This window comes from Proteus sp. CA142267 (assembly GCF_003336825.1).
Classification (GTDB): Bacteria; Pseudomonadota; Gammaproteobacteria; order Enterobacterales; family Enterobacteriaceae; genus Proteus; species Proteus terrae.
The window spans coordinates 172,951-197,656 of the sequence record NZ_QPMG01000004.1 but is presented as its reverse complement, the minus strand read 5'-3'; the positions used below and the strand labels follow the sequence as shown (position 1 = coordinate 197,656).

Sequence of the window (24,706 nt, the reverse complement as noted above, 5' to 3'; positions counted from 1 at the left end):
TCTTGTTAAATCAACTGCCAATTTTTACGTTTTTCCTGCATCCGTTTGCAATATCGGTCATAACAGTGTGATTTAGTAGGACTAAATGCTAATGTTCTACACCAAAAATCATTGCGTAAAATAGTTTTACAGATCCGTCGCCAAGACGGGATTTGTTTACTGCTAGTATCACCGTCTTGTTCATCTGGTATTCCATTTGGGTAATTTCGCTCAACATACCAATGAAGGTAAACTGCGATTTTATTTCGGTAATGTTCGGCGGTTTGTTCTGGTAAGCTCGCTAGTAAAAAGTGGGCGTAAGATTTCCATGTATGATGGGCGGGTTTACTAATTTTACGTTGCCCAAAAAAGCCTGATTTATTACGAGGGTGGGTGTATAACATACCTGTATCAGCGCCACTCACTCGTTCACAGGCGAGACTCCAAGTCTCAGGTTCTAAAACATGGTATAACCATAGCCCTTTACGTTGTTCAGGGCCAAATGGCTCGCAAATGCGCATTTGACTTAAACTAACCCCAGCTTGGTGCATTAGATCATAAATAGAATTATAGGGTAGATTAAAGCGTGAAATGTATGTCCAAATATCTTTTACATGCCAGTCATAAATAGGATAGGCCATATAATAAAAACCTTCGGGTGATGCCGTTGTCCATGGGATATCATCGGCATAACGTAGTTTTTGGTTGTTATTGATAGCAATAAAGCGATTTAATGATTCATCGGTTCTGATCCCTAATAAAATAACTGAACTACGATGATTTCCTGTGATCCACTGATTAAATGCAGGTGTGAAGTCTTCAAAAATCATATTCGGATGATAAAAAGGGAAAAAGTCTGGATCAGTGATTGCGTCTTCTGGCGGTTGCCTTACCCATTTTTTTCCTGGTTCCCAAGCTGTCCAAGTCGGTTCATATTGTGAGATCCCACTTTCCGTCGTGATAGGTAATGCTATCCAGTAAAATCGCTCCGTACAGTCTTCATACAAAAATTTCATTTTTGCAACATGGCTAATGGTAGCGGAGTATTGCACTTCCCAGTCAAGAAACATGACATTGAATTTTCGATGCCGCTTTCTTGCTTCTGCAGCAACAAGATGAAACAAAACAGTAGAATCTTTACCTCCAGAAAAGGAGAGAGAGATTTGTTCAAAAGTATCAAACAACCATTCAATTCGCGTTTGAGTAGCATCTAGCACATTTATTCCAAGAGGAATTTTGTGTTTGCAAGACATAACTATCACCAGAATAAGTTAGTTAATAGTATTAATACTTAATCATATTTAGATTATAAAGGTAAGTGATGGTTGATGATTATCACTGAGATTTACTTGAAAAATAGAATAATAAATCATATGTCATTGTTATTATTGATAGTCTCTAATAATGAAAGATTTTTTATAATTAAGATAAATAAAGAAAGTGATTTAGTGAGTAGATAATATTTTAAAAATATTACCTGATTTATTATTCGGTATTTTCAACTATTCATACAATAAATAAAAAATAAAATAGTCATTTTATGATAGGTATTGTATGACATTAAGTACACATGATGGAGTTAAAGTATATACACCAGTGTCATTGAAGCTATATGATTGGTGGGTGCTTAATATTTCTAATAGCTATGCATGGCAGTGTGATACGAATAAATATTTAATTCCACATTTTAAAAATCATCTCGGTGATCGCCATATGGATATTGGCGTTGGAACGGGATTTTATTTAAAAAAATCATTAAATTATATAAAAGAAATATCATTGACTGATCTTAATTTGCACAGTCTGGAACATACTAAAAAGTATATACCTGATGACAAATTAATAAATTGCCTCCAGCATGATGTTTTTCAGCCTTTCTCTAATAAATTAAATGCATCTTATGATTCTATCTCATTGTTTTATTTACTACATTGTTTGCCAGGAACGATGGGTGACAAGAAAAAAGCGATAGAAAATATAAGTTATTTACTGACTGAAAAAGGGGTTTTATATGGCACAACGATTTTAGGGCAGGGAGTCAAACATAATTTTTTTGGTAAAAAATTAATGTCTATTTACAACAAAAAAGGTATTTTTTGCAATTATTCTGATTCGGTGGACTCTTTGGAAGAAATGCTTTCCTCTTTATTCCATGACATTTCTATACATGTACAAGGTACTGTAGCTTTGTTCACAGCGAAGAATAAAAAATAATAAGAAATATTATTCTGGATTAGAGGCTTTTTATCTTTATTTTCTTAAGGAATGGTATGTTAATGCGTAGTCTATTTTTTGCCTTTTTATTATCAACACCAACGGCATTTGCCACAGATACATTAAGTCATAATATTGAATATTATTCTAATGTTACGTTAACGGATTTTAATTCGGGAAAAATTGAAGATGGTCGGTATTTTTGTGTTAAAGCTATGAATCATGGCGGTGAATTTATCGCCTGTGCAGTATCTAACAAGTCAGATTGGGCTTCTTCTTATGAGCACTTTTTTCAACAAGCACATTATTACTACACAACAGGTAAAAGCTTTAGGTTATATGTTCAACCTAATGTTTGGACTCACCCAAAATTTACTCGAGTATATTCAAATAAAGCGATAGCAGGGTTTGCTAGTTGTCATAATAGTCGTTGCATGGGGCCGACAAAAGATAACTAATTGATTAATGTTAAATTTTATAAATTGGATAAATCCCATTAGAGTATCAGATAGATTTTTTTAAATTAGTGAAGAGTAAAAGAATACTCTATAAACGCTAACTTAATGATATTTAGGAGACTATATGAAATTTTTATTTAAAAGTGTTTTTCTTGCGGTAGGTATTTTGTCTTCTAGCTTTGTTATGGCAGATAATGCTGATGAGATAACCAAAATTTCTTATGTGTGTGAAAATAATAAAGTGATGGAAGTTATCTATGTAAATACAGCAAAAGATAGCTATGCGATCATTAATCAAATGGATGAAATGATCCCCATGAAAATCATGAAAATGGCTTCTGGTGCAAACTATGAGGCGATGAATAAAAATTATACTTATAAGCTTTATACTAAAGGTGATAATGCTGATTTAGTCGAAGGAAAAGATAAACCAGTATTGAGTGGCTGCAAAGCTGACTAATTATCACCTTTTATTATGGAATTAGCCAGTTTAAGTCGCGTCAGCGTCTTAAACATAAAACCACCTGCTTTGCGGGTGGTTTATGATTGTCAATTTTGAAACGGTTATCAAAACGAATTATCAAAACCTGTTGATTTTTTAAACAACATTTTTTTAAGGTTAGCTCTAACGTTTTTATTTCATGCTCGATAACATTAAAACCTTCTTTTATGGCCTCTCTGAGTTCAGCACAAATAGCTTCGGTTCCTTGTGCGTAATCAATCATTACTTCAGTTTTTGCAATGTACAATTGTTCATACATTTTTGTTACACCTGTATTTCTCGCACATTCAGTCTGACATCCCAGTAATGTGGATTATGTGATCTTAGTGAGCATAATCCTGACAGGGTGTACATCAAAGCCGAGTGCTAAAAGAGCGCGAGCAATTCCACCGCGAATTGGATGATGCAACCACCGCCCGACCTACTGACACCGCTATCCGAAATTATTGGTTGCTTCGAGAGCGAATTGCAGAGTCAGAGCAAGTGATTAAAGGATTACAGTATTATATTAAAACTGAGTTTTTGAAATAAAAATCATTAATTAAATACTTGTGGTTATTTTTATAAATAATAAAATTAAAATTTAGATTATTAAAAATAATATTATCTTTAATTAGTATTAATACTTGTTAGTTGTATGGTTTAAATTTTCATTGATTTATCTAATTGTCAGGTTTTGTTTTTTAATTGTTATTTTTTGCAAATGATGTTTTTTTTAATTGACTCTGGAGTTGACTCCATACTTATACTCAAATTAGATACACAAATAAGGGCTAACAAAAAACCTTAATAAATAATTATTAATCCTTAGGAGGATTTATGAAAAAGTTATTAGTGGTTGGGGTGTTAAGTGCGGCTATGTTAAGTTTATCTTTTAATGCAATGGCTAATTATAATGGTAATCACCAAGCAAATAGTGGTGGGTTTGTTTCACAATCAACATCTGTTACTAGTGTATCAAATGTTGATAATCTCCCAAATGATAGCACGATAATTATTGAAGGATTTATTGTTAGAAATATTACCCATAACGTATATGAATTTAAAGATGATTCTGGAAGTATCCGTGTGAAAATTGATAATGATAAGTGGAATGGACTTAATATTTCATCTGATACAAAAATTCGGATAGAAGGAAGAGTTGATAACCACCTAGTTCAAGATGAAATAAACGTAGATAAAATATCTCTAGTAGGGCAATAACAACCCAATCAAGGTCTTGCAAAGCATGACCTTGATTTTAATAGAAATAAAAGGGAGTGTGATAATGAGACTATTAAAAGGCCCGATTAGTTATTTATTTATAATAATTTTAATTGCTATATCCTTTATTTATCGTGACTCAATCTTATTACTCTATAATTATCTTATATCTCAGCAAGATTTAATTTCTCAAATTCTAGATGGTATTAATAAAGTTACGACGCTATTTCAGTAAATAATAATATATGTATCGAGTTTTATTTTATTTATTTTAATGAAAATAATGTATATATGAAAATGGTGGTTTTATCGATTAATAAAATAGCTCTGTGATTTATAATTACAGGGGTTTTGCTAACTTATCATAATTTTAAAGCTATCAATGTATTCACAATTGATTTATTAGTAAAATTAAATATTATCAATGCTTTCATACGATTTTTTTCTTAATATGAATAAAAATTTCATAATGTAGATGCTGGTGTTATATATAAGTATATTTTCCAGATGGAATAGATAGGTATTAGATAATTATTTATGAATAGAATAAATAATTAAATAAGGATTAAGTAATATTAGAATAGATAGCGAAAAAAGAGCCATAACCTTAAGAGAATGACATGGAAAATTGAATAACAGTGATTTTCTTGATAGTTCTTTTTCTAGGAATATTACTTATGGTAGTTGTGTAACTTGAAGGATACTCTGTAAAAAATTAATTGCTGAGGTCATAGGCATGGGTATTCTTTCTAGAATAAGTAATTTATTGTTGGTGGTTATAGGTTTATCTATGGTACCTGTTCCTTCTTATGCTGATCCAGATAATGGGCATGGAAGAGGTCAAAATAAAGGATATCAAGGAGAGAAGCCAAACAAATGGCATAATAAATCACAAAATAATCACTTTGATAATGAAACCTCTTTCTCAATTTCTTTATCTTATAATGAGGCTAGATCAATAGCGCTGAACGGTGGATTTACTGGATATTCATCGTTACCTCCAGGTATTGCTAAGAATTTAGTAAGAGGAAAGCCATTGCCTCCTGGTATTGCGAAGAAAATGGTTCCTGAAAAAATGCTTAGCCAATTACCTTATTATCCTGGTTACGAATGGCGTATTGTTGGAAAAGATTTGGTGTTGATCGCATTAAGTACAGCGATAGTCACTTCAATTATTAATAATGTTTTTGATTAAAATACAGTTAGTTAAATATATTTAATGTCATTATTGGGTTTTAATTTATAAAGATAGCCCTGTGAGTTTGGGCTCCCACAGGGCTTTCACTAGTATATGTGTAAATAATAGATTACCAATATTTAAATATCCAATCTGTTAATAATCAACGCTTTTATATCCCCAAAACTGTTCAATTAAACAGCAATAATTTTTGTGTGTTAATTCCTTGTTCTCGATAAAGTCGTTAGGATAAAGAACGTTGTTCATGAAAAGTAGGGGCAGGGCCTTTTTCCCAAGTTAAACCATATTTATTTCTCGCTTTTTTAAACGCTGTGGTCAATATATTTGCAGTAACTTGATCACCAAGTTTAGATTGTGAAGTGATATTGCAATGATAGTAATGCTCATTTTTAGAATAAGCCCATTTTACTATAGTTTTTGTTAACAGTAGTATAGGCGGTTTTGAGCAAGATGTGGCTGATGGTATCAACTCTGTGGCCTATGTTCGCGGTGAGTTGCTTCGGCACTTCACTGAAGATGAAATCTATCGAGTGAAGCTAATCAATACAGGCTTTTTTAGCGAGCAAACAAGGAATTTGTATGCGTTTTCTAACATCAATTATTTGTCTTAATCTGAGCTTGGCGTCTTTTCCATCAATGGCAATTGATGATGTTAATGATGATGGCACTATGACTGCTACCTATTCAGGAGAATTGTTTGACTGCCGACAAGAATTGATTAAGTTAATTGCCAGCAGTAACCATGCGTTAATTCGAGCGGAGCGTGTCACTACAGATAAGCTTGATCTTTTCATCGATAGGCGTGAGGGAGATGAACTGATAATTCAGCTTTCTGATAAAACCCAAAAACCATCCAATGGCTCCCCCTGGTGCAGGAATTTTGGGATGGGTTTCATATGATCTGAAAAGAAATCAACTGCAAGATGTAAGCACCAGTGAGGCCTTAACGTTCAGTGATTCTCAAGGACAAAGAATGCAGTCATGCCTCAAAAAAGAGGAAGCGTGCCATCAAATTTTGAATACTATCCAACTTCAACCCTTCATTGCACAGTCACCAAAATGGCGTGTAATAGGGAAAGGGAGAGCTTATTTTCACGCAGCTCCGACAGAGCAATGTCGCCATAATAATTGGTTTGTAGTACCTGGCGACATTCTTCAAATCAACGGAATGAAAGCGACAAAACCAGTTGATGGGGATAATAATGGTTGGTTATTGGTTGGTTATGGTGATGCGCATGGATGGATAAATGTGAATAGATTAGAGCCAGTAGATGAGCCGATAGAGTAAATGCTGGTCATCATTTATATTTATTTCTACCAATACTATTATCGAGTGATGTTGATAGATCTAATACAAATAAGCCATCAGTTAACCGTGATTAATGTATTGATTGTGATATCTATGTCAATATCTTTATTACGAAATTTTATCGTCAGCATATAGCTAAAAATTAAAATTAATAATGTTCTTTAAGTGCATTTCTTGATAAAAATATTTCTCGCATCATTGGTGTAATATTCCAACAATCACTTAGATCTTCATTATCAAAGCTACACCAATGAAAGATAGTATACGCATGTAGAGGGTATTCTTGCTGTAATAATGTGCTAACTTCTGACTTATATTTGTCAATATGGGCATCTTGTTCTTCTAGTGCCTGTAATATTAGCATCAGTAGTGTGAACTTTTGGTCATCATCAGATAGTTTTTTATAGTGTGAAATATATTTATCTATGTGCTGAGGTTCCGAGACAATATAAGCCCAATCTTGCATCCAACGTTCATTGGGTAAATTCAAATCTGTTGCAAGTTGTTCGATTGCAATAGCAGTTTCATAACGTGAAGGGGGGGAATTATGCATCGCAAGGCTCTTATTGGTTTAAATGATGAAAAAATCATAATAAATCATAAGTCTTATATGTATATAGAGTATACCCAAAATATTAAAATAGTCATTTTATGACTGGAATATTGTATGACATTAGGTACGCATAAAGGAGCGAAAGCCTATGATTCTATATATTTGAAACTTATTGGTTTTTTGTGTTAAATGTATTCTAATACGCTATGCATGATGTTGTGATACCAATAAATATTTAATACTTCATTTTAGAAATCATCTTAGCCATAACCATAAGAATATTGAGGTTGGAACGGGGCTTTATTTAAAAAAGTCACTCTAATTTACCTCAATCTCTGTAGTTTATAATATGCTAAAAAATATTATTAATGAGAAAGTAATGTGAAGTTTTTAGCATAATATTTTTCCTAAAAATAAATAACGAACTATATCGCAAATATCCTATCAATAGCGTATTGCTACTCATCTTTAAATGATGATTTTGTAAAAGCATGTAAGTCAGACCGTTCTGTTGAGGTTTTATGCCAATATTTTCTCTTTTACAAATGGGAAATTATTATGTCTACGATGAAAACAGAAGTTATTGTTATTCGTTTAACGAAAAAAGAGCGTGCATTATTGGATTCAATAAAAACAGCGCCACTACTTGCAGATTGGATGAAAGAATTAGCACTTTCTAAATTACAAGAAAAAGATATTTTACCTAATAAATAGTTACTAATGCCGACGAGAAGGAATTTAGTCGGCATCATTATTTTATCATTTAAATGATATTAACTTAATGAAATAGGTTGAGATAGATGTGAACAAAAAAAGCTATTGATTAATAACAGTCTGATGTATGTACAAGTTAAAACTGATTAGGCGACATGAAGTTAAATAATTTTAATCTTAAAAAACAGTTAAATAGAGTTAAAAAGACTCGAATCTGTTGTAATGAAAAATGATATCAATAACTATTGTTAATAAAAAAGCCCAATGTGGCGGCATTGGGCTTAGTGACTCGAATAGATGGGTATAAAAAAACTATTAGAGATCGGTATAAATGTAGTGAATTTTCATTTTATAAATTAACAATAAATGCTTTTTTTTAGTAAAAAGTGTTTTTACGCCTTATGTCGTCCAGTTTTAAGACAAATTGACGTTTTTTCATTCTATTTAGTCAATCGATTTTTTGTAGTTCCACTTATTTTTTACTTTTGCCATGTGAATAGCTGGGCCATATTCTCCTTTGCCAATACTTGGTAGATAACGATAAGCTGATTATAATCAAGAACTAATAAACTCTTTTTTCGAATATTTCTTGTGAAATTGAAGATCTAACATGAATAAAAACAATAAATTATTTATTACTGAACAACAGAAAATTATGTGCGAAAGATATGGTGTTTTGCCTCAAAAACCAGAAGAAATGGTAGCAATTGCTTTAGATAACCTAAATGGTAATCCCATTTATGGAACACGCATAAAGCGATCAGAAGATGACACTATAAGCTGGTTTTTTTATTGTGAGGAATATTGTGAACAGGACGATTTTTATCAATCATTACATACAGAACATTTGGAAGAAGTGGCTACCTGAAGTAATAAATTATCTTTATTTACCAAAAGGGCATAATTTTATTATCGATAGAGACGGATATGAAGATATTTGGTTTGAAGAGATAAGCGAATAAGTATTTATCATTATTTTATAATTTTTGGATTAAGTAGATTTACAGTTTTATATGCTCTTACGTATTGAAAATCATAACTATACTAAGAGTGTATAATATAAAAATATTAAGTTATTTTGAAAATTGAAAATATTAATTGATGTTGGTCTTATTTTTAACATAAAGACAATGACAGGTTAATCAGTTTGGGTAAATATTATAAGAGTATTTAATTCACAATTAATAAGGAAGGTCGCTATTTATGTTTCCAGAATATCGTGATTTAATTTCAAAACTTCGTCAGACTGATCCTCATTTTCGTGCTCTTTTTGATCAACATAACGAACTTGACCATAAAATTGTTAGATTAGAGCATAAAGATAGAAGAGGATATGGTGAAGAGGTTGTTGGGCTAAAAAAACAAAAATTAAAACTGAAAGAAGAAATTCATCAAATCCTCAAAAATCCGCCGGAAGAAGAGTAAGTAATAAAAAATAATTACTCTATAAATACATAAAGATGCAGAAACCATCTAATTAAAAAGAGATGGTTTTTCGTTTTTAGAAAGATAATTTATTTTTGAATAAAAAGTTATATAAATCAGATGGTTTTATTTATAAAGAAAAGGCTACATTTGTAGCCTTTTAACTGTCTAGGTTCTAAAAATAATAATGATAATTTGGTTATGTACTATGTCAAAATTCGTTTTTCCAAAGTACATCAAAATGATGTGAACTTATTTTATAAACAGCTCTAACATTATCATTAATATACTGTTTATAAATTTCATCGTTAGAAAAATAAATGGATACGGCCAATTCACATTCTGATGATATTTTTCGTGGAGCATCAATAATTTTTGAGGAAAAATTATCTTGTTGGAGTTGTTGCTGAAGTTTTTTTACAGCGTATTGCTCATGAAAAAGAAATAAGTAATTATGCGTCATTTTTGCTAATTCCATTATCTTTTGCTTTATTTACAGCATAGGTGTAAACAGTAGCAACAATGACAGCAAATAATAAACCAATAATAACAACTAACTTGCCATTATCTGTAACACCAGCAGGACTTGAGGCATAAGAGAAATTATGTGCAAATGCAGCTCCTACTAACATACCCACGACGCTTACAGCTGCATCTGAGTTACCTTGACCTGCATTAGCGAGTTGTCGTAATGGACAACCTGTAATTAATACACCACATAGACCGACAAGCGCCATAGAGAGAAAATTCCATACTCCATCATTGTGGGCGATTGGTTGATTTTCAAAACCAAGATTAAACTTACCTAAATAGATATTACCCAAAAGAACAACGAGTGTTAGTGCAATTACGCCAAACGCCATATTATAATTTCGTGACAAAAATACATGTTTGGCCATTCCAATAAAACAGAACCTTGTACGCTGAATAATAAAACCAATAATAAGACCTGCGATGATAGACATCCACACAGGCGCATGACTTGCTCCAGGGCCTTTTACACTGGCATTGAATATATCACTATTCCATAAGAATAAAGCAAATAGGAATATACATATAGCAGGCAAAATCAAACCTTCAATAGAAGATTGGCGATAATTTCTTGGGAGAGAAAATCCTTTTTTAATAAATAAGCTTCCTATACCAATGCCTATAATTAATCCAACTAATCCTATTACAGCATTTAAATCACCAGCTCCGATACGAAGTACCATTCTTAAAGGGCAACCTAAAAAAACTAAACAGCCTGCCATCATTAGAAAACCTAGTACAAAACGAATAACAGGTGCAGAACCCGCCTTTGATTGAAACTCCTTGAAGATAAGAGCAGCGGCAAAAGAACCAAGAATAAAACCGAATATTTCAGGGCGAAGATATTGAACTGTTTCAGTGTGATGTAAGCCCATGCTTCCTGCGCTATCGCGAATAAAGCAAGCTACACAAACACCCATATTAGGTGGATTTCCGTTAACACCAAGAAGTAACGCGATAGCACCAATAATAATTCCAGATAGGATTAAAACCCATTTTATAGACATCAAATGCCTCCGTTGATGGGGGAGTTCCCCTGACTAATAGAACCTATTAAGCACGGATCAACTATATATAAGAATAACGTATGATTCTTTTATATAGATCACGTCAAAATTAATAAACTGAATAAGATGAGGTTTTAAAATTTAAGAGTGTTAATTTAATTGGCAATAAGTTAATTATTATTTAAATAACTTATTGCTAATAATGAAGGATGGAAGTTGACTTTTAGAAAGCGGTTTAATTATTTATTCCTTTTTTCCATTTTGTATATGCATTTGTAATTACTGGTGCAATTTTGTCATAATTATCCCATGAGTTTTCAACGTAATATGAAGAAGAGAGTCCTTGGACTAAAATACGCTCGAAATCTTCGAAATAGTTATTATTTTCTGATCCGTAATAATGTTGTGTGAAAGCATATCCTTCATCACTCAAGTCATCACTAATAAATTTTTCGTCGCAAACTTGTATAAGAAATGCAAGACCATCCATTTCTCTTTTACGTACCATTTCTAACTCATCAATTGCATCTTCTTGTAAATCTTCACTTTCTAAATTGTTTTCAATAATCCAAGTTAAATAGAATCCTATATGTATACCTCCATTTTCAGGTGGTAGGTCATCAGGAAAATCACCATATGCGTGCCAGTCGATTCTATCAATTGCCATTTTTCTACCTATATTAATCCAATGGAGATAATTTGATTATAGCGTGTATTATCGATATAAAAATAGCTGTATTACTATAAAAATAATAAATCAATACGTTAAATAATATTGAAAATAATAGGCTAATTTCAATTGTCACATTTTGATTTTATTTTTTATTTTAATCATTATTAGATGAGATTTTATTTTTTTAATTAAGATAATACTTATCCCTATTTTATTCTTCTTTGAGATAATGCTGACTTAAGAAAAATAATGGAAGCTACTTTCTAACTGTAAATGATACTTAAAGGATATTTATGAAAAAGCTTATTCTAGCATTGGGTTTATTATCAATTTCTTTTATCGCTGTTTCTGCTGATTTATCTAAAGCATGTGAAGATTATTTTAAAGAAACTGACTCTTACGTTGAGTTAATGGCAAAAAATGATGCAACTAAAGCTCAAGCAGAAGCGATGAAAGCGCAATATGCTCAAGCTAAAGAACAATTTGCAGCATTACCTAAAGATGTTCAAGAAAGTACTTGTAAGCAAGCTTTAGATTCTTTAGAGCAAATGAAAAAAATGTCAGCAGCTCAATAAATTTTATTTATTGTATTAAGCGGACACCTTGTTGGTGTCCTTTTTATTTCCATGTGACAATAATTTAATATAGTCAGTTACTATATATTTTCTTTAGGTATTACTTTTGTTTATTCATATTCTTCATGAATGGGTGTGTTTTTTATCATTCTAATTATTTTTGTTAAGTGTTTTCTTTATTCTGTATTTTTAACTGAATTATAGCTAAAGTCATTTTATATCATCATTTTATGAGCGAATTTTTCTATTTTTATATAAATGGTAAAATTTATTTTGTTGATGAATCGATTTTGTGGAATAATTATTTACTCCTATTCTTATTGATATTTAATTTATGTATTACTTTTTGTTTTTATTACTTTCTGTATTTATAACTTCTGGTTGTACCACTAATAAGACAACCCAAGCTAAATTAATTGAGATACACGCTGATAATCGCACTCCGAATAGTCACGAGGTAAATAATAACTTAGTTTTTATGTTGGGAAAGCAATCTCGTTTTGAAATGGAAGTACAAGAAGAAAAACAACGGTTTGGACAAGTTTTTAAAGTTGGTTTAAATGAGAAAAAGCCATCAATAAATAATCAGTATTTAAATAATAATTCAACATTAAAGCCTATTCAAAAAATAAGCTTTACCATGCCAGTTCCTGAGCCTATTTGGAATGAAGAAAAACAAACAGTTGAATTCAAATGGAAACAAAAACTACATTATACTTTTGATGCCTATTAATACTTTAATATCGATTTAAAATTTAATTTCATATGGAAAAATTATGCGCATAGCAATCACTTTATTATTATCATTTCTATTACTAGGTTGTGCTACTGATAATGTTACTTTTAGTACGGGTAATTCAGGAAGTCATAGAATAGGCAGCCCAGTGTGTTCTACATTAGTTTGTGGTAAGAATACTCGAACACCAGGAGAGCAAAAAGCAATTAATGAAGCTGTTCATGAACAACAGCGAGCTATTATGCGAGGAGAAAAACCTGATTTACGGATCATGGCTTCTTATTAAAATTTAATACTATTATCTATGCCAGTAATTATTACTGGCTGATAATAAATCTCTAAATTTTATTAATAATAAAATTAGCTCTATTAGTTATTTCTATTTTAGGTAACTCTATTAAATTATAATTATATTTTTTATAAACAGCTATCATAGCTAAATAGGTTTCTTCTGCTTCTTTCTCTGTTTGTTTTCGTTCTTGATCTTGAGTGTATATCTCAGGCCATGGTGGTGCTATAAACACATTTGTAACATAACGAAATAAGGTAATTGCCTTATCAAGATGTTTGGGAATAGCTAAACCACATAGGAGTAAATATCCTGCAATATCAGGGATGCCTCTATCATAGAAATAGGGTATTTTATTATTGTTTGCTTCATGCCATGAGCGTAATTCCCAAATTAGCATTGCTTGTGCAAAAGCGTTAGGATCTATCCATGGTAATGCATTTCCTTCAATAACACTTTGATCTTGGATAATGGCTCTTCCTGCTTCTAAAGAGCAGGGATAGCCTCTATTTTTAAGTTCGTTTATTAGTGTGGTTTTTCCAGAGCCGGGGCCACCAGTTAGTATAATGCGATGTGATTTTTCAGGCATAATAATTCCTATAATTTTATATAATTAAGAAAGAAAAAGAGAATAAGGATAGTATGTAAGGGGAGTTAATACGGGAGCTGTTAGAGATTAAATATACCTAAAAAATAGAACTAGAAAAAGTGCATTAGCATTAAATGTTAATATAAATCTCAAGCTGTTTTATTTTATGGGAACTCAAAAAATAACGTAATAATTTACGCTATTTTTAGAAGAAAAAACTTAATGGGTAAATATTAAGGAATACCAGGCTCTGGTGCATAGTTACTGTTTGGGAAAGCATTTGGTAAATAACTACATTTTCTGATTATTTCTTGTGTGCCTTCTTTTGATTCAAAAAGGGCAACACCAATTATACCCGTATTTCTTTTATCACCTTGAGCATTGTAGTGTACATATCCTTCCTCTGGTGCGCTAAAGCGAAAAGCGGCAACTTGTTGCTGATTTTTTCTAAAACCTTCAACAAATAAAGCATCTCCAGGCCTTAATAAATAACCTTTATTTTGAGTACTATTTCCTCTTATTTTCTTATTTTCTTATTTTCTTATTTAGGCATTTTATGCCTACGATAACTATCTAATAGCAATTGAAAGAAGAAGAATTTGATTCTATTATAGAACGTATATGTTTTATTATGATCTGTATATAAGGATTGTTGTGGGTATTGTAAAAATTTCTGATGAATTACATGAATACTTGCGAAAGGCAAGCAATGTGATGTCACGCTCTGTTAATGCTCAGGCAGAGTTTTGGATAAAAATTGGCATTCAAGCAGAGTTAAACCCAGATAAAACGTTTCCAATGATTATCAATGAAATGCTGGAAAAAGAAGTCATCAAGCAAGAAGTAGAATAAGAGGAAAGAAGAATGGATAAAATAACGATTAAGACGGCCGGTGAAATTGAGTTAATGCGCGAATCAGGACGATTATTAGCGAAAGTTTTTACAATGCTTGATGATTTTATTGTACCAGGTGTTTCTACACTAGAAATTAACGATAAGGTTGATGACTTTATTGTCAATGAACTTCAATCGAGACCAGCAAGTAAAGGTCAATATGGTTATGAATATGTGTTAAATACATCTATAAATGAAGTTGTTTGCCATGGTGTACCAAAATCAGATGAGCGCTTAAAAAGTAAAGATATTATTAATGTTGATATCACACTAGAAAAAAATGGATTTATTGCTGACTCTAGCAAAATGTATATTATGCCTGAGGCATCTCCTATTGCGCGAAAATTAGCAAAAACAACGTATCAAGCAATGTGGGAAGGTATTAAGGAAGTAAAACCAGGTGCGACATTAGGTGATATTGGTCATGCTATTCAAAGCTTTGCACAAAGTCATGGATATAGTGTAGTAAGAGAATACTGTGGGCATGGAATAGGAAGAGAAATGCATGAAGCGCCACAAGTACTACATTATGGTATTAAAGGGCAAGGTGTTGAATTAAAAGAAGGCATGACTTTCACGATTGAACCAATGATAAATCAAGGCGGCGCTAAAATAAAAACCAAAAAAGATGGTTGGACTGTTGTGACAAGAGATAAAAAATTATCTGCTCAATCAGAACATACTATTTTGGTAACAGCAACAGGGTATGAAGTACTCACTTTACGTCCAGAAGAAGTATTACCATAATTGTAACTCTCTTATATTTATAGCCATTTTAAGAAAAAATATTCTTTATAACTTCAAAATGATTTATTTTTTAATTAAAGTGGCTAGTTGCATCTTCTTTATTTTTCATTTCTATCAATAAATTAAGTTTACAGTTCATATTTTTATAAATCCGAGTTGTAAATTACACTTTGGCCACTATATTAATATCAATACTTATTAAGTATTAATGGATCATCATTAAATGATTGCAGGATGCGATTGTTACTCTATGGAAAAATAAGGATGTTAATATGGAAAATATTTCAAAAACTTTAGAAGAGTGGGGATCATGGGTAGCCAATGATCAAGATGCTGTTAATGTATTGAATAATAAAAAAGAAGTTATTCCAGACCGTATAAAATTAAGAAAAAAATGCACTCATCATAATGCAAATATTATCAATGATTTAATGAAAAGATTAATGACGCACAACAAAGAAGATTATCAGTTAATTATTAATTATTATGTTTTTGGTAAAACGTTCCTACAGCTTGCAAAATATGATCAATGTTCTGATACGTATATTGGTAAAAAGTTAAAAAAAGCGGAAGGAATGATTGAAGGTATGCTAATTTTCTCCAGAGTTAATTGAGACCATCAGTAAAAAATCGAAATTGATTAAAATAATGCTTTACGATCGTAAAATAGAGATTAAGCTAATGACACTTAGAACAAATAAGGCGTCAAAATACGATGTTTACTATAATTTTTGTACTTCAAAGATTGTATTTTAAATATTGTATTCTAACTATTGTTTTAAGTATTGCTAATAGGATGTTTAGCAAATTAAATAAATTAATTTAAACCCAAGGAGTGGAAAAATATGTCAACTATATATCCAATTGTTTTAGTTCATGGTTTATCTGGTTTTGATGATATCGTCGGCTATCCTTATTTTTATGGTATCGCTGATGCATTAGAAAAGGATGGCCATAAAGTTTTCACTGCATCTCTTTCTGCATTTAACTCGAACGAAGTTCGTGGCGAACAACTTTGGGAATTTGTGCAAAAAGTTCTCAAAGAAACGAAAGCAAAAAAAGTAAATTTAATCGGTCATAGCCAAGGCCCATTAGCTTGCCGTTATGTTGCTGCGAAGCATGCTAAAAGTATTGCTTCTGTTACCTCTGTTAATGGTGTAAACCATGGTTCAGAGATTGCAGATTTAGTACGACGCATTATGCGCAAGGATAGTGTGCCAGAATATATTGCTGATGCAGTAATGAAAGCTATTGGTACTATTATTTCTACATTTTCAGGTAACCGTGGTAATCCACAAGATGCCATCGCTGCATTAGAAGCATTAACGACTGAAAATGTAACGGAATTTAATAAAAAGTACCCACAAGGGCTGCCAGCCATTCGTGGTGGTGAAGGCAAAGAAGTTGTAAATGGTGTTCATTACTATTCATTTGGTAGTTATATCCAAGGTTTGATTGCTGGTGAAAAAGGCAATTTACTGGATCCTACTCATGCAGCAATGCGTATATTAAGTGCATTCTTTACAGAGCGTGAAAATGATGGCTTGGTAGGTCGTACAAGTATGCGATTAGGTAAACTGATTAAAGATGATTATGCTGAAGATCATCTGGATATGGTAAATCAGGTTGCAGGGTTAGTCGGGCGTGGTGAAGATATTGTTGCTATTTATACAAACCATGCCGAATTCTTAGCAAGTAAAAAGCTTTAATTATCTTGCATACTGGTTGTGAAATAATCTAATACGAATGGCTCTAATTAATTTAGAGCCATTTTTATTTTAATTATTATTGATTGATATCTTTATTAACGCTGACAGAAATGGTATAGCCTAATAAATAAAGTGCCTGCTCTAGACTATCTACTTTTGAGGTCTGATTAATTTCAAGTAGACGCTCTATTTGAGCACTCGTTAAATTCATCTTTCTTGCAAGATCAGATTTTTTTGTCTTTGTTTCTAACATCGCATTATGTAACGCAATTTTTAAACAGCTAATAAGAGGTAAGTAGACAATGAAATCACCAGCTTGTGCTTTGGATGGTGTAGGAATAGGCAGTTTACTCGCAACAAACTCTTCAAGACCTACATGCAAAATATCAGAGGCTTCTAGTTCAATATCATCTTCTGTATAAGCAACAGCGTGTATATTATCAAAATCACGGTAGGTGATTTCGTAAGTTTCACTTTCTTCATCAAAATGAGCGACTGCTGGATAGCTGAACATAAATAACCTTTTATAAAGTTGAAAGCCATATTTAAAATGAAATTACACAATATAATGTGTTTTTAAAATTCTTGTGTATAGTACTAAAGTGAAACTTTATTTATCTATTTGATATTAAATAGTATGTTAAAGATTAAAGCATATTTATCAAAAATTATCTTCTTTTCTTGCTTATGTGAGAAAAAGAGAAGTGAATAGTATATCGCTTGTTAGTTGTTAGGTATTTTTAGGAAGGAGTTGTTTATGTATCCCGTTGATTTACATGCTCATACTATTGCTAGTACACATGCTTACAGTACAGTTAGTGAATATTTCCAACAAGCTAAAAAGCAGGGAATTCAATTATTTGCAATTACTGACCATGGCCCAGATATGGATGATGCACCTCATGAATGGCATTTTTCTAACTTACCTGTGATCCCTCGTATTATTGATGGTGTTGGTATTCTTTATGGTATAGAAGCGAATATTAAAAATATTAAAGGTGAAACAGATTGCAGTGAGAAAATGAGCAAGAAATTAGATATTGTGCTTGCTGGTTTTCATGATCCGGTAATGAGTTCATTAGGCCTTGTTGATAATACAAAAGCGTTAATTGCAACAATAGCAAGTGGTTGTATTCAAATGGTAACGCATCCGGGCAATCCAAAATATCCAATAGATATTGCTGAAGTTGCAAAAGCAGCTGCCACTTACAACGTTGCTTTAGAAATGAATAACTCATCATTTATTCATTCTAGAGTAGGAAGTGAGAAAAACTGCATAGAAATAGCGAAAGCAGTACGTGATGCAGGAGGATTAATTGCATTGGGTTCTGACTCACATATAGCTTCTTCACTAGGAAATTTTGATCGAGTATTAGAAGTATTAGCCCAAATAGACTTTCCACATGAGTGTATACTGAATGTAACTCCAAGAAGAGTGTTAGATTTTCTAAAATCACATGGTAAAAAAGAGATCCCTGAATTTAGCCATTTTTAATATTAATCTAAATCAGTAATAAGAAAGCTATCCTAAGATTAAGATAGCTTTTATGCTGTAAGTAGATTTAATACTTACTGATGAAAAACAGTTAATTCTTGTTTTAATCTATCTGATTGTGTTTGCAAAGAATCTAATGAACTGACTAATTCCCGTGTCATTGTTGAGTTAGCTTGTGTTGTTTGATCTAATTGATTTATTGCATCTTCAATTTGGGCAATACCATTACTTTGTTCATTTGTAGAAATAGAAATATCGTGGATCATTTCATTAATATTTTCAGTATGTTTAGAAATATCTATCATATTATCGTTTGCGTCAGCGGCTAACTGAAAACACTGATTTATTTTTTTACTTGAATTAGCGACAAGTATTTTTATCTCTTTTGATGCTAAGTTACAGCTAATGGATAATTCTCTTACTTCTTTAGCAACAACAGCAAAACCTTTTCCGTGTTCACCCACTCTTGCCGCTTCTACGGCAGCATTTAAAGCCAATAAGTTTGTTTGGAAGGCGATATTGTCAATTGTAGAGGTAATATCGTTAATTTGTTCAGAGAACGTGACAACCTCATGCATATTTTCAACAACGTTAGCGAGCATTTCATTACTTTGATGGATCATCGTATCTGCTTTTGTTACTAGTTCACATGATGTTTGTGTATTTTCTGCATGTTGTTTTGATGTCACACTTAATTGTCGTATTCCTGCTGAGGTTTCGAGTACAGCTGCTGATTGTTGTTCAACACGAATGGCAAGATTATTGTTCATAACAGCAATATCACTTAGTTCGGAATTAATAAGACCGGAGCTGTTATTGATGTTATTGACGATCCGCTTTATCTGGTCTCGCATTTTTTGAATATTAGTAGTGAGAATATTTATTTCAAATAGACCTTTTGTGGTGACATCAGTCGCTAATTCTCCATTACTAATATCTTCGATATTTTTCATTATCGCATTTAAAGGTGAAATAAAGTTTTTTCGCAGTACAACCTGAACTAAGAAAGAAAAAATAACAATTAATATTGAAATGACAATTAAGCTATAAATAATTTTATCGTACAGTAACTCGCCTTCACTCAATGAAGCCGTGTAATAATTTTCTAGTTGTTGATGATAGGTAGTATAAGCTTGTTCAAAATTATCTTGATAGGTTTGTGTTGGTTGATTTAAGTATTCGTATGTTTTGCCTTGTTCTAGAAAGGCTAAAAATTCAATTAATGCGGCATTAAGCTCAGTGTATTTCTGCTCTAGTTGTTGTATATAAGTTTGATTTTCAACATTATGAGGAAAGCTATTGAAACTTTCCCACCCGTTTTCAACGAGTTGAAGTTTTTCTTTAGCTTGTTGTAATAATGAAGAGATATCCGTGTTCGCAGTAGCCATTTTATTAATAATTAATAAGTGGCGGGAGCTGGCCCTATTTAGAGTATTACGCGTTTGTAAGAGGTTTTCCCAAGTGTTATTTAATAGTGATTGTTCGTGATAGATATTGTTTAGTGTGTTTAAGTTTCTCTTGTAATTATTGACTGAAGAGAGGAATAAAACACAAGCTAGACCAAGAAGTAAGATTAAAGAGCATGTAATAAGCCAAACTAAAGTGGTTGTTTTTAAACTCGACATAGTAAAAGAGACGTTTGGCAAATAACGTTGTTTGAAGTTCTTAAACATGTAATGTTATTTCCTTTTTCATAAAAATATAACTGTGTAGTTTATTGATTTTTAAGTTTTATTTTTACTTCCTGTAACTGGTATAGACAAAGAATTAAGAAAAAAATAAAAATATTTTTCTAGGTCACTCTTTGATTTAATGCCATATATCCTTTTGATTTTTTCAAATACTAAAAAATAGTATCGGCATTTTATAAATATTCTTTATGCTTATTTATTGTTCTAATTAATAAATTTATTAAATATATCAATTAATCTTGCAACACTTTGATTTTTAATTAATTTATCTTAAATATTAAAAGTTAACGATAAATGATAAAAATGAGATAAAAGATGTCATCTCAATAAATAAGTTTTAACCTGTTGATTTGTTATTAATTTTATGTGACTGGTTAGTTTTTTTTAAACAATTAGATTTAAATAGTGTAAGTATTTCTATTTATAAAATAAAAAAGTAATAATGATTAAAACAGCAATGAATTAAATTATTTTTTGTTGGTTTAAAAGAATAAATAAGAGAGTCTAACGTTAAAAAGGGGAGGGAGATAAAAAGATCACAGTAGATAAAAAGTAAGAAAACAGATGAAATCACTATAAACGGAAGGTATATTGCTCTCCCGTTTATAAATAAAGCTTACATTAATGATGTATGAAAATTTGATGCATAATAAGCGTTTAAAGTGAAATCCCTGAGAACGACATAAAACCAAGAGACATTAATCCTACCGTGATAAATGTGATCCCTAGCCCTCTCAATCCTTTGGGGATATCTGAATATTTCATTTTTTCACGTAAACCAGAGAGCGCGATAATCGCAAGTAGCCAACCTATGCCACACCCAGCACCATATATTACTGATTCAGTAAAGGTGTAGTCACGTTCAACCATAAAAATAGTGGCACCAAAGATAGCGCAGTGAATAGTCAATAAAGGCAAAAAGATCCCTAATGAATGATAAAGCGAAGGGATAAATTTATCTAAAAACATTTCTAAAATTTGGACTAATGCCGCTAAAACGCCAATAAAAGTGATATATCTAAGAAAGCTAAGATCAATATCTTCGACTACCGCATCTTTCTTTAGAATGAAATGATAGATTAAGTTATTGATAGGTGTGGCAATAATAAGTAAGGCAGTAACAGTAAGACCCAATTTTAATGAGGTTTTTACTTCTTTAGAGACAGCAAGAAAAGTACACATTCCTAAAAAGAAACTTAATGCCATATTCTCAACAAAAGTCGCCTTAATAAAGATATTAAGGTAATTTTCAAGCATAAACCCTCCTATTAATATATTTTTTTACTAATTATAGTAAAAACAGCACCTTAATATAAGTGGTATTACATAAATATCTTTAAATTTAGATCTAAATGACATTTTTTGACTAAGAAGATGCTTTATTTGAGGTAAGAAAAATAAAATTCTAAGATAAATATAATAAATACGGCACTCAAATAAAATTTCTATTCGACTTGTCATTTTTTACTTTTTAATAGATAAGGTAAAACAATGTTAGAAATGATAAAGCACCAATATCTATTGATAGAATATCGGTGCTCCGATTAGAGAATTTTGATAATTTTTATGAAGATATCTACTGAGTAAAATTGTTTATGACTTGAGGTTATTTAACATTAGTGTTTTATAGTTATTTTTCTCAAGATCTTTTTCTGTAAAGCCAAATTTTGTGGCTAAGTGCTTTAGCTGGTCAGCGTAGAGCGAGAGTTTGTTTTGGTCGTCCGTCATGATAGCAAATTCAGCAAATGAGCCCAGTTTATCTAGTTTATCGATAGTGATATGAAACTCATCTAGAAAATAGATTTCTCTTGATTTTGTATAATTGAGAATACAATGGTAACCAAGCGTCGTGAACATAGAGACTGTTTTTTCTGCATCTTCAATACGAACGGCTTCACATTGTGATAAATCAGGGCCTTTAACGATAAGAAGGTTTATTCCTGCAGGGAGCATTCTTCTTACACATAAACTGATAGTAGGAGCTGAAAATTCAGTATTATCATGCTCCATGTACCAATCGGTTTCTTGATTCTCAGGCGTAAATAATGTGGCTCCTGATTTTTTTAATTCGTTAATAAATTCTTTTGGATTTTGAAGGTGGTATTTTAGTTCGGCTTCAAATTTACCTTGAAAGTGATTAGACATACGTTTTCCCTAATTTAGTGTTAATGCATTATAGCATTAGCAAAGTATCCTTCTGAGGTAAAAACGAACTTTTGGTGTTATTTCATTATTTTCTATTTAAAAAAATTATTATGGAGAATTATATGGAAATATTTAAATAGAGTAATGGATAGAATGTCTATGAAATAAGGAGAAGGAGGGAGCGTGTTATTAGTAAAGAAAAGAATAAGAGAAAATAAAAGGGGCCATTGCCCCTTTTAATATTACAGAACACCTTCAAACGGGTTCCAGCTTTGATCATTTTTGGTTTCTTTCAAGTAATACGCATAGTTGGCTGTTATAGCCCATAAAACGTTAATTGCGATACCTACAGCATTGATAACACCGTTATTTACAGGTAAAAAGCCAATAATAGTAAAAATAGCAATGTTAATAGCAAATAATGTTAATGCCTTGCGCCATAACCCTAAAATAAGAAAATAAATAAAACCAAAGAAAAATGCCCAGATATTCATTCCGATAAGAATACGCTTACCAAAGGAAAGTGCTTTATAAGCAGCTTTATATTCTGATGTTTTAGGTGAGCCATATTGATCAAAAAATGAAAAACGCTCTTGCCATTTTTCGGAAATTTCTTTATTCATTTTAATTCCTTTTACCTTGTTGATTAAATTTAGTCTTAATGGAAAAGTATCTTTACATAATTTGACATTATGAACAATATAAATTTATTAGTAGAAGATTAATATAGTCGTTTATATAAAGGTATTAAAGAGAATGCACTTTTGTTTTTTTTAATAATTATCTTATTGCTTCAGAATATATTTTTAATTACCACTCTTAAAAATAAGAGTGATAAAATAAAATATTATTTTGAATGGATTTTATGGTGAAAAGAATAAGAAATCTGGCTTATGACGAATACCAGATTTCTTATAAAAGCAGGGGGTGGGTAATTAACGCACGATTAATACAGATGATTCTGCGTAACTGACCACGGAAGATGCGGTAGAACCTAGAAGATAAGTTTTCATCCCAGGATTACGAGAACCAATGACAATCAGTTCTGCTTGAATTTTTTTTGCGGTTTCTAAAATTTTATCACGAGGATTACCTATAGACACATAAAATTGAGTAGTACTATTGGGAATATCAATGTGCGATAAATTTTCTTTTAGCGTGGATAATGCGATTTCAATACGTTGTTTGTCACTAGCTAGTCTATCTTGGCCTGCGAATGCAAATCCGACAAAAGACTCATAACTTGGAATGACTGATAAAAAATGAATATTCAATTTGTCAGCGACAGACAATGCTTTTAGATGAGACACAACCTTGTCCAATAAACCAAGCTCTGTAAAATCAACGGGTACTAACACTGTTTTTGTCATAGTGGCTCCTAATTAACCTTTTATTATGATTAGGGCTTTAATATTAATTTTTTGTGCATACAAATATGAGTTACCTACTAATCTTATCAGTCAAAATGAAAAACTGCACAAAAATTGAAATTATTTTTATTTTTTGAGAGTTATGTGTTTTTTTATATGAAAAAAAGTGAAAAAAACTGCGGTCTGAACCAATAAATGTGTAGCAATATCAAATAGAAATTATAGCAAAAGGGTAGTGATAAAAAGCAATGGAACGGATACTTTATTTTTCTAATAATAATTATTATAGATATCAATTAGCATATATTTTCTGATATATTCTAAATCTTTTTTTGAATATTCTTTAATGGATGAAATATAATTTGTATTTAGCTTTAATACAGGGATTTCGGATACTAAAGAAAAAATTAATAAATATGAAAGTTAAGGTTAAAATTCAAGAGTGAATATTATGTTTTTATATTTCAATGTGTTATATTGTTTTTATGATAATAATTAAATATGTGTTCACTCTTAATGATAATAAGTACTATTTATCATTAAAAAAGAGAGAAGGCATATTACAAATGAGATTGGTTTTTATTTTTATTACAGTTAATTTATTGAAAAAAATAAACAAAAACTATATTTAAATAGCTATATTTTTATTTTTAAGTGTGCATAATATCCATAATGTTAATTTTCATCGCAAAGGACGTAA

At 31.2% G+C, this 24,706-nt stretch carries 31 protein-coding genes and 2 pseudogenes; 19 read left to right on the top strand and 14 right to left on the bottom strand.

Annotation, left to right across the window (positions count from 1 at the left end; translation table 11 throughout):
* Positions 1–5 precede the first annotated feature (5 nt).
* Positions 6–1,232, bottom strand: a complete 1,227-nt coding sequence (locus C0T34_RS09635; protein WP_098943203.1) for a DUF3440 domain-containing protein — start codon at positions 1,230–1,232, stop codon at positions 6–8.
* 301 nt (positions 1,233–1,533) lie between these two features.
* Between C0T34_RS09635 and C0T34_RS09630 the strand changes: the two genes are divergently transcribed.
* The 3 genes from C0T34_RS09630 (at position 1,534) to C0T34_RS09620 (ending at position 3,111) form a co-directional block, all read left to right on the top strand.
* On the top strand, positions 1,534–2,193 hold the full coding sequence (locus C0T34_RS09630; RefSeq protein WP_098943201.1) for a class I SAM-dependent methyltransferase: 660 nt from the start codon (positions 1,534–1,536) through the stop codon (positions 2,191–2,193).
* Positions 2,194–2,255: 62 nt separating this feature from the next.
* Positions 2,256–2,651: a subtilase family AB5 toxin binding subunit gene (locus C0T34_RS09625; RefSeq protein WP_138158018.1), complete on the top strand. Its 396-nt coding sequence runs from the start codon at positions 2,256–2,258 to the stop codon at positions 2,649–2,651.
* A 124-nt stretch (positions 2,652–2,775) separates the two neighbouring features.
* A complete protein-coding gene (locus tag C0T34_RS09620) occupies positions 2,776–3,111 on the top strand; it encodes a c-type lysozyme inhibitor (protein ID WP_109850067.1) in 336 nt (111 codons plus the stop codon).
* 40 nt (positions 3,112–3,151) lie between these two features.
* Here C0T34_RS09620 and C0T34_RS09615 read toward each other — a convergent pair whose 3' ends face one another.
* Complete coding sequence (locus C0T34_RS09615) at positions 3,152–3,412, bottom strand: hypothetical protein (RefSeq protein ID WP_109850066.1); 261 nt, start codon at positions 3,410–3,412, stop codon at positions 3,152–3,154.
* Positions 3,413–3,466: 54 nt separating this feature from the next.
* Between C0T34_RS09615 and C0T34_RS09610 the strand changes: the two are divergent.
* From C0T34_RS09610 to C0T34_RS09600, 3 genes and pseudogenes are all read left to right on the top strand, one after another.
* Positions 3,467–3,684: pseudogene (locus C0T34_RS09610) on the top strand (lysis system i-spanin subunit Rz); the annotation flags it as partial.
* Positions 3,685–3,972: 288 nt separating this feature from the next.
* Positions 3,973–4,356 (top strand): NirD/YgiW/YdeI family stress tolerance protein, encoded by a 384-nt coding sequence (locus C0T34_RS09605; RefSeq protein ID WP_098943193.1) that lies wholly within the window; start codon positions 3,973–3,975, stop codon positions 4,354–4,356.
* Positions 4,357–5,092: 736 nt separating this feature from the next.
* The gene (locus tag C0T34_RS09600; RefSeq protein WP_098943191.1) at positions 5,093–5,551 is read left to right on the top strand and encodes an anti-virulence regulator CigR family protein; all 459 of its coding nucleotides are present in this window, start codon (positions 5,093–5,095) and stop codon (positions 5,549–5,551) included.
* A gap of 229 nt (positions 5,552–5,780) precedes the next feature.
* Here the strand turns inward: C0T34_RS09600 and C0T34_RS09595 are convergent.
* Positions 5,781–5,915, bottom strand: a pseudogene (locus C0T34_RS09595) (integrase); the annotation flags it as partial.
* 218 nt (positions 5,916–6,133) lie between these two features.
* Between C0T34_RS09595 and C0T34_RS09590 the strand changes: the two are divergent.
* Positions 6,134–6,454, top strand: coding sequence for a hypothetical protein (locus C0T34_RS09590; protein WP_109850065.1), 321 nt, complete (start codon positions 6,134–6,136; stop codon positions 6,452–6,454).
* A 73-nt stretch (positions 6,455–6,527) separates the two neighbouring features.
* Positions 6,528–6,842, top strand: coding sequence for a hypothetical protein (locus C0T34_RS09585; protein WP_109850064.1), 315 nt, complete (start codon positions 6,528–6,530; stop codon positions 6,840–6,842).
* Between the two features lie 169 nt (positions 6,843–7,011).
* Here the strand turns inward: C0T34_RS09585 and C0T34_RS09580 are convergent, their stop codons facing one another.
* Positions 7,012–7,416, bottom strand: a complete 405-nt coding sequence (locus tag C0T34_RS09580) for a hypothetical protein (RefSeq protein ID WP_109850063.1) — start codon at positions 7,414–7,416, stop codon at positions 7,012–7,014.
* A 558-nt stretch (positions 7,417–7,974) separates the two neighbouring features.
* Between C0T34_RS09580 and C0T34_RS18210 the strand changes: the two genes are divergently transcribed.
* The 3 genes from C0T34_RS18210 to C0T34_RS09570 all read left to right on the top strand — a co-directional run bounded on the left by C0T34_RS18210 (position 7,975) and on the right by C0T34_RS09570 (position 9,555).
* A complete protein-coding gene (locus C0T34_RS18210; protein ID WP_192940876.1) occupies positions 7,975–8,130 on the top strand; it encodes a hypothetical protein in 156 nt (51 codons plus the stop codon).
* A 610-nt stretch (positions 8,131–8,740) separates the two neighbouring features.
* Positions 8,741–8,998 carry a hypothetical protein gene (locus tag C0T34_RS09575; protein WP_196556539.1) on the top strand — a complete coding sequence of 86 codons (258 nt, stop codon included), beginning with the start codon at positions 8,741–8,743 and terminating at the stop codon, positions 8,996–8,998.
* A gap of 335 nt (positions 8,999–9,333) precedes the next feature.
* Positions 9,334–9,555, top strand: a complete 222-nt coding sequence (locus C0T34_RS09570) for a DUF465 domain-containing protein (protein ID WP_098943185.1) — start codon at positions 9,334–9,336, stop codon at positions 9,553–9,555.
* Positions 9,556–9,766: 211 nt separating this feature from the next.
* Here C0T34_RS09570 and C0T34_RS09565 read toward each other — a convergent pair whose 3' ends face one another.
* The 3 genes from C0T34_RS09565 to C0T34_RS09555 all read right to left on the bottom strand — a co-directional run bounded on the left by C0T34_RS09565 (position 9,767) and on the right by C0T34_RS09555 (position 11,760).
* Positions 9,767–10,033 (bottom strand): putative Se/S carrier-like protein, encoded by a 267-nt coding sequence (locus C0T34_RS09565; protein WP_098943183.1) that lies wholly within the window; start codon positions 10,031–10,033, stop codon positions 9,767–9,769.
* On the bottom strand, positions 10,008–11,093 hold the full coding sequence (yedE, locus tag C0T34_RS09560) for a YedE family putative selenium transporter (protein ID WP_226892299.1): 1,086 nt from the start codon (positions 11,091–11,093) through the stop codon (positions 10,008–10,010). Before yedE ends, C0T34_RS09565 begins: the two co-directional genes overlap by 26 nt.
* Before the next feature lie 235 nt (positions 11,094–11,328).
* Complete coding sequence (locus C0T34_RS09555; protein WP_109850062.1) at positions 11,329–11,760, bottom strand: hypothetical protein; 432 nt, start codon at positions 11,758–11,760, stop codon at positions 11,329–11,331.
* Between the two features lie 299 nt (positions 11,761–12,059).
* On the opposite strand from C0T34_RS09555, the gene C0T34_RS09550 reads away from it, so the two are divergent.
* From C0T34_RS09550 to C0T34_RS09540, 3 genes are all read left to right on the top strand, one after another.
* Complete coding sequence (locus C0T34_RS09550) at positions 12,060–12,341, top strand: DUF5339 domain-containing protein (protein ID WP_098943178.1); 282 nt, start codon at positions 12,060–12,062, stop codon at positions 12,339–12,341.
* A 346-nt stretch (positions 12,342–12,687) separates the two neighbouring features.
* Positions 12,688–13,074: a hypothetical protein gene (locus tag C0T34_RS09545; RefSeq protein WP_162556822.1), complete on the top strand. Its 387-nt coding sequence runs from the start codon at positions 12,688–12,690 to the stop codon at positions 13,072–13,074.
* Positions 13,075–13,117: 43 nt separating this feature from the next.
* On the top strand, positions 13,118–13,363 hold the full coding sequence (locus C0T34_RS09540) for a hypothetical protein (RefSeq protein WP_098943176.1): 246 nt from the start codon (positions 13,118–13,120) through the stop codon (positions 13,361–13,363).
* A gap of 52 nt (positions 13,364–13,415) precedes the next feature.
* Here the strand turns inward: C0T34_RS09540 and C0T34_RS09535 are convergent, their stop codons facing one another.
* Positions 13,416–13,955, bottom strand: coding sequence for an AAA family ATPase (locus C0T34_RS09535; protein WP_098943174.1), 540 nt, complete (start codon positions 13,953–13,955; stop codon positions 13,416–13,418).
* 654 nt (positions 13,956–14,609) lie between these two features.
* Here C0T34_RS09535 and C0T34_RS09530 point away from each other — a divergent pair.
* From C0T34_RS09530 to C0T34_RS09515, 4 genes are all read left to right on the top strand, one after another.
* Positions 14,610–14,807, top strand: coding sequence for a ParD-like family protein (locus tag C0T34_RS09530; protein ID WP_098943172.1), 198 nt, complete (start codon positions 14,610–14,612; stop codon positions 14,805–14,807).
* Between the two features lie 12 nt (positions 14,808–14,819).
* Positions 14,820–15,596, top strand: coding sequence for a type I methionyl aminopeptidase (gene map, locus C0T34_RS09525; RefSeq protein WP_109850060.1), 777 nt, complete (start codon positions 14,820–14,822; stop codon positions 15,594–15,596).
* A 272-nt stretch (positions 15,597–15,868) separates the two neighbouring features.
* Positions 15,869–16,210, top strand: coding sequence for an antiterminator Q family protein (locus tag C0T34_RS09520; RefSeq protein WP_098943169.1), 342 nt, complete (start codon positions 15,869–15,871; stop codon positions 16,208–16,210).
* A gap of 231 nt (positions 16,211–16,441) precedes the next feature.
* Positions 16,442–17,305 carry a triacylglycerol lipase gene (locus C0T34_RS09515; RefSeq protein WP_098943168.1) on the top strand — a complete coding sequence of 288 codons (864 nt, stop codon included), beginning with the start codon at positions 16,442–16,444 and terminating at the stop codon, positions 17,303–17,305.
* A gap of 76 nt (positions 17,306–17,381) precedes the next feature.
* Here the strand turns inward: C0T34_RS09515 and C0T34_RS09510 are convergent, their stop codons facing one another.
* Positions 17,382–17,819 (bottom strand): hypothetical protein, encoded by a 438-nt coding sequence (locus C0T34_RS09510; RefSeq protein WP_098943167.1) that lies wholly within the window; start codon positions 17,817–17,819, stop codon positions 17,382–17,384.
* 243 nt (positions 17,820–18,062) lie between these two features.
* On the opposite strand from C0T34_RS09510, the gene C0T34_RS09505 reads away from it, so the two are divergent.
* A complete protein-coding gene (locus C0T34_RS09505; protein ID WP_098943166.1) occupies positions 18,063–18,800 on the top strand; it encodes a phosphatase in 738 nt (245 codons plus the stop codon).
* Positions 18,801–18,874: 74 nt separating this feature from the next.
* Here the strand turns inward: C0T34_RS09505 and C0T34_RS09500 are convergent, their stop codons facing one another.
* The 5 genes from C0T34_RS09500 to C0T34_RS09480 all read right to left on the bottom strand — a co-directional run bounded on the left by C0T34_RS09500 (position 18,875) and on the right by C0T34_RS09480 (position 24,006).
* On the bottom strand, positions 18,875–20,473 hold the full coding sequence (locus C0T34_RS09500) for a methyl-accepting chemotaxis protein (RefSeq protein WP_204100976.1): 1,599 nt from the start codon (positions 20,471–20,473) through the stop codon (positions 18,875–18,877).
* 675 nt (positions 20,474–21,148) lie between these two features.
* Positions 21,149–21,748: an NADH:ubiquinone reductase (Na(+)-transporting) subunit E gene (gene nqrE / locus C0T34_RS09495; protein ID WP_098943165.1), complete on the bottom strand. Its 600-nt coding sequence runs from the start codon at positions 21,746–21,748 to the stop codon at positions 21,149–21,151.
* A gap of 336 nt (positions 21,749–22,084) precedes the next feature.
* Positions 22,085–22,636 carry a class IV adenylate cyclase gene (gene cyaB, locus C0T34_RS09490; protein ID WP_098943164.1) on the bottom strand — a complete coding sequence of 184 codons (552 nt, stop codon included), beginning with the start codon at positions 22,634–22,636 and terminating at the stop codon, positions 22,085–22,087.
* Positions 22,637–22,878: 242 nt separating this feature from the next.
* On the bottom strand, positions 22,879–23,259 hold the full coding sequence (locus C0T34_RS09485) for a DUF2628 domain-containing protein (protein ID WP_098943163.1): 381 nt from the start codon (positions 23,257–23,259) through the stop codon (positions 22,879–22,881).
* Positions 23,260–23,571: 312 nt separating this feature from the next.
* Complete coding sequence (locus C0T34_RS09480) at positions 23,572–24,006, bottom strand: universal stress protein (protein ID WP_109850059.1); 435 nt, start codon at positions 24,004–24,006, stop codon at positions 23,572–23,574.
* Between the last annotated feature and the right edge of the window lie 700 nt (positions 24,007–24,706).

Bases quoted from the DNA above. Each gene is read 5' to 3' on its own strand.
- C0T34_RS18210 (WP_192940876.1), top strand. From the start codon at position 7,975: ATGTCTACGATGAAAACAGAAGTTATTGTTATTCGTTTAACGAAAAAA.
- C0T34_RS09480 (WP_109850059.1), bottom strand. From the start codon at position 24,006: ATGACAAAAACAGTGTTAGTACCCGTTGATTTTACAGAGCTTGGTTTA.
- yedE (WP_226892299.1), bottom strand. From the start codon at position 11,093: ATGTCTATAAAATGGGTTTTAATCCTATCTGGAATTATTATTGGTGCT.
- C0T34_RS09550 (WP_098943178.1), top strand. From the start codon at position 12,060: ATGAAAAAGCTTATTCTAGCATTGGGTTTATTATCAATTTCTTTTATC.
- C0T34_RS09555 (WP_109850062.1), bottom strand. From the start codon at position 11,760: ATGGCAATTGATAGAATCGACTGGCACGCATATGGTGATTTTCCTGAT.
- C0T34_RS09500 (WP_204100976.1), bottom strand. From the start codon at position 20,473: ATGTTTAAGAACTTCAAACAACGTTATTTGCCAAACGTCTCTTTTACT.
- C0T34_RS09600 (WP_098943191.1), top strand. From the start codon at position 5,093: ATGGGTATTCTTTCTAGAATAAGTAATTTATTGTTGGTGGTTATAGGT.
- C0T34_RS09535 (WP_098943174.1), bottom strand. From the start codon at position 13,955: ATGCCTGAAAAATCACATCGCATTATACTAACTGGTGGCCCCGGCTCT.
- C0T34_RS09575 (WP_196556539.1), top strand. From the start codon at position 8,741: ATGAATAAAAACAATAAATTATTTATTACTGAACAACAGAAAATTATG.
- C0T34_RS09590 (WP_109850065.1), top strand. From the start codon at position 6,134: ATGCGTTTTCTAACATCAATTATTTGTCTTAATCTGAGCTTGGCGTCT.
- C0T34_RS09540 (WP_098943176.1), top strand. From the start codon at position 13,118: ATGCGCATAGCAATCACTTTATTATTATCATTTCTATTACTAGGTTGT.
- C0T34_RS09565 (WP_098943183.1), bottom strand. From the start codon at position 10,033: ATGGAATTAGCAAAAATGACGCATAATTACTTATTTCTTTTTCATGAG.
- C0T34_RS09485 (WP_098943163.1), bottom strand. From the start codon at position 23,259: ATGAATAAAGAAATTTCCGAAAAATGGCAAGAGCGTTTTTCATTTTTT.
- map (WP_109850060.1), top strand. From the start codon at position 14,820: ATGGATAAAATAACGATTAAGACGGCCGGTGAAATTGAGTTAATGCGC.
- C0T34_RS09505 (WP_098943166.1), top strand. From the start codon at position 18,063: ATGTATCCCGTTGATTTACATGCTCATACTATTGCTAGTACACATGCT.
- C0T34_RS09570 (WP_098943185.1), top strand. From the start codon at position 9,334: ATGTTTCCAGAATATCGTGATTTAATTTCAAAACTTCGTCAGACTGAT.
- C0T34_RS09625 (WP_138158018.1), top strand. From the start codon at position 2,256: ATGCGTAGTCTATTTTTTGCCTTTTTATTATCAACACCAACGGCATTT.
- C0T34_RS09630 (WP_098943201.1), top strand. From the start codon at position 1,534: ATGACATTAAGTACACATGATGGAGTTAAAGTATATACACCAGTGTCA.
- C0T34_RS09605 (WP_098943193.1), top strand. From the start codon at position 3,973: ATGAAAAAGTTATTAGTGGTTGGGGTGTTAAGTGCGGCTATGTTAAGT.
- C0T34_RS09580 (WP_109850063.1), bottom strand. From the start codon at position 7,416: ATGCATAATTCCCCCCCTTCACGTTATGAAACTGCTATTGCAATCGAA.
- C0T34_RS09615 (WP_109850066.1), bottom strand. From the start codon at position 3,412: ATGTATGAACAATTGTACATTGCAAAAACTGAAGTAATGATTGATTAC.
- C0T34_RS09620 (WP_109850067.1), top strand. From the start codon at position 2,776: ATGAAATTTTTATTTAAAAGTGTTTTTCTTGCGGTAGGTATTTTGTCT.
- C0T34_RS09515 (WP_098943168.1), top strand. From the start codon at position 16,442: ATGTCAACTATATATCCAATTGTTTTAGTTCATGGTTTATCTGGTTTT.
- C0T34_RS09510 (WP_098943167.1), bottom strand. From the start codon at position 17,819: ATGTTCAGCTATCCAGCAGTCGCTCATTTTGATGAAGAAAGTGAAACT.
- C0T34_RS09635 (WP_098943203.1), bottom strand. From the start codon at position 1,232: ATGTCTTGCAAACACAAAATTCCTCTTGGAATAAATGTGCTAGATGCT.
- C0T34_RS09585 (WP_109850064.1), top strand. From the start codon at position 6,528: ATGCAGTCATGCCTCAAAAAAGAGGAAGCGTGCCATCAAATTTTGAAT.
- cyaB (WP_098943164.1), bottom strand. From the start codon at position 22,636: ATGTCTAATCACTTTCAAGGTAAATTTGAAGCCGAACTAAAATACCAC.
- C0T34_RS09520 (WP_098943169.1), top strand. From the start codon at position 15,869: ATGGAAAATATTTCAAAAACTTTAGAAGAGTGGGGATCATGGGTAGCC.
- nqrE (WP_098943165.1), bottom strand. From the start codon at position 21,748: ATGCTTGAAAATTACCTTAATATCTTTATTAAGGCGACTTTTGTTGAG.